This window comes from Vagococcus sp. (genome assembly GCF_036639995.1).
Lineage (GTDB): Bacteria > Bacillota > Bacilli > Lactobacillales > Vagococcaceae > Vagococcus.
In genome coordinates this window covers 1-2,443 of sequence record NZ_JAVWHO010000081.1, presented here as the reverse complement: position 1 = coordinate 2,443, position 2,443 = coordinate 1, and the positions used below count along the sequence as shown (strand labels likewise).

Below are 2,443 nucleotides of genomic sequence, written 5' to 3'. Positions count from 1 at the left end.
CCTCACTCCTTTTCTTTTGCTAAGGCATCAGCCACTTTTGCTAGAGCATCTGTTTTAAATTGTCCATTTTCATTTTTCATGTTCCACGCTTCTTGATACGTGTCACCACTTGTTGTTATTGTTTCTTCTTTAATCATAATCGTCATTTTACTTCCATCATATGAATAATAATGAAATTCATTTTGGTCTTGTTGGTTGTCTTCTTCCTTTAGTAAAGAACCATCTAATTTAACACCGGTAAAAAGACTTGGCGAGCTTTTTTCTGGTTCAATCTTTTTTGTATAGTAGTAATAATCATCGCCGCCATCAATCCATTCATCATTGTTGCGATTTAATAACTCGATTTGACCAGATACACCTTCTTTTTTGATATTAGCTGGTAATTGAACATCCGTTTTTGAAACAACTTCTGGAAATACCATCACACGAACAAATAAATTAGTGTTCCCTGTATTTTTAACTTTGACATCTTTTGTTACTTCTTTTCCCATCTCAGGCGCCACATCAGAATCAAAAGTTTCCTCTATTCGACCTTCCAAGTGAGCGACTGTAAAATTATTCGTTGCAACATCAGATTTCCGATTATTTGCTGCATTTACAGCAACGATACCTATCGTAAAAATCACTACCAGACCCGCAAGAAAAAAACCTTTTCCTTTGAGAGACAGAGTTAGTTTACAACTTTTAGTTTTTTTTCGATTCACTTTTTTACTCATCATGTTCTCCCTTCAGTTTATTCTTCAAATTTTGGATCAGCTTTGTACATATCAATTAAAGCTTGATTTGTTGTCCATTTCTCTAAAGACCCTTCGTTCGCTCGAATTCCATATGCATTGACATCGATTTTATATAACATATTTTTACTAGGATTAACTAAGTTTTCTTTCAGCATCTTAACAGACTCCATCACACTTACTTCCGATTGCTTATTCCCCTCTAAAACCTGAGAATAATAAAAGAAACCATTCTCATACACCCAATACGGTACTTGAGCTGGTGGTGGCGTTGGTTGTTCTTTGATTGTTGGCGAATAAGTAATTTCAAAAGGTTTTAGTAATTTAGGACGAGTTGCGTCCTCTTTATACTTTGTTTGGTAATTAATTTCTGATTGATTAATTACGTAAAAATTACCTTTTTTAAACTGGTCTGGATAAACAGCTCCTACTTTCCATGTTTCAGCCTTGTCCTTGATTGCTAAATCACTTCCACCTTGAGTTGTCTTTTTTTCAAGCATTCCTGTTTTATCATCTATCTTAAAATTAGCAGCTGATTCAATGAATTGAACTCTGACAATAGCTGGATATTTGGACATATTTCTAACATCAACTTTTTTAGTAATCTCTTTTCCCAAATCAAAAACACTATCTTGTTCATAATCTTCGATAATTTTCACTTCAAGAGTTCCTACTTCAGATTGCATGTGATTTTTTACCCAACTAGAAAAACTTGACCACGCAAACGTAGAACCAATCACTAAGATGAGGACAAATCCCGTCCCAAATGCTGCAAACAAAGGTTTATTCTCCTTTAAAACTTGTTTAACGGCTTTTGATGAAGACATTTTCTTAGTGAGGGGCTGTTTTAGTTTATTTTTCTTTTTCATTGTTCTCCTCCTATAAAATAAATTGATTAATTTCATAAAAGGGCTGTCAGATAGCTCACTCTTATGAAATTAATCAAGATAACTTGATTAATTCCTTTGTTCTTTTCTTTCCTTTATAAAGACTTTAACTGCCAATATGATTAACAGAAAACCAACAGCAATACCTAATAATAAAAACGCCAATTCTTCGCCAGTCTTAGGTAAAATGCCTGCTAACCCAGGTTTTTTTACTTTTGGATCTGGCTCTTTAATCGGTACCCCATCTCTTGTTGCTGTAAATATCAAAACAAACTCAGCAGAGTTTGAGGCAACCCATTTAGATGGATCCACGTCTTCTGGAACTTCGAATTCTGCAGTAAGGGTTGCAGCTTCTCCAGTTTTAAATGTTTTTATCTTAATTGGGTCTTTCTTATTTCGAACTTTTTTTAATCCAGAAAAGTCTAACGAGCCTTCATATATTTTTTTGTCATCAACTTTAAACTTCACCTGAACGACTTCTAAAAGGTTTTCTTTTCCTTTGATGATTGGCTTATGTTTATCATAATCCATCTTCATATCAATCGTAATTGGTGTTGAATTAGTTTCAGAGTAATTACCAATAGAAATAGTTCTTTTAAACTTCGAACCTGGTCGTAAGTTTTTAATATCAAACAGGTAATTTCCGTCATGCTCTACTTCAAAACCTTTATCATCACCTATCACAACTCCAGAAGGAAGATTGCCATTGGCAGCAAATGCAGGTTTATTAAAAAAGCATAATACCACCAATAACAATATTGAAATTAGGCACACACGAGGTAGCTTAGATTTCATTCTCATCTTCCCTTCTATATGTTGTTA

Annotated in this window: 3 protein-coding genes; all 3 read right to left on the bottom strand. The window is 33.9% G+C overall.

What is annotated here, in order from left to right:
• Positions 1–2 precede the first annotated feature (2 nt).
• On the bottom strand, positions 3–716 hold the full coding sequence (locus RR554_RS12100) for a hypothetical protein (RefSeq protein ID WP_332468144.1): 714 nt from the start codon (positions 714–716) through the stop codon (positions 3–5).
• Positions 717–733: 17 nt separating this feature from the next.
• A complete protein-coding gene (locus RR554_RS12095) occupies positions 734–1,603 on the bottom strand; it encodes a hypothetical protein (protein WP_332468143.1) in 870 nt (289 codons plus the stop codon).
• Positions 1,604–1,690: 87 nt separating this feature from the next.
• Positions 1,691–2,416, bottom strand: coding sequence for a hypothetical protein (locus RR554_RS12090; protein WP_332468142.1), 726 nt, complete (start codon positions 2,414–2,416; stop codon positions 1,691–1,693).
• Between the last annotated feature and the right edge of the window lie 27 nt (positions 2,417–2,443).

Coding starts and splice junctions, on each gene's coding strand:
- RR554_RS12100 (WP_332468144.1), bottom strand. CDS start 716: ATGAGTAAAAAAGTGAATCGAAAAAAAACTAAAAGTTGTAAACTAACT.
- RR554_RS12095 (WP_332468143.1), bottom strand. CDS start 1,603: ATGAAAAAGAAAAATAAACTAAAACAGCCCCTCACTAAGAAAATGTCT.
- RR554_RS12090 (WP_332468142.1), bottom strand. CDS start 2,416: ATGAAATCTAAGCTACCTCGTGTGTGCCTAATTTCAATATTGTTATTG.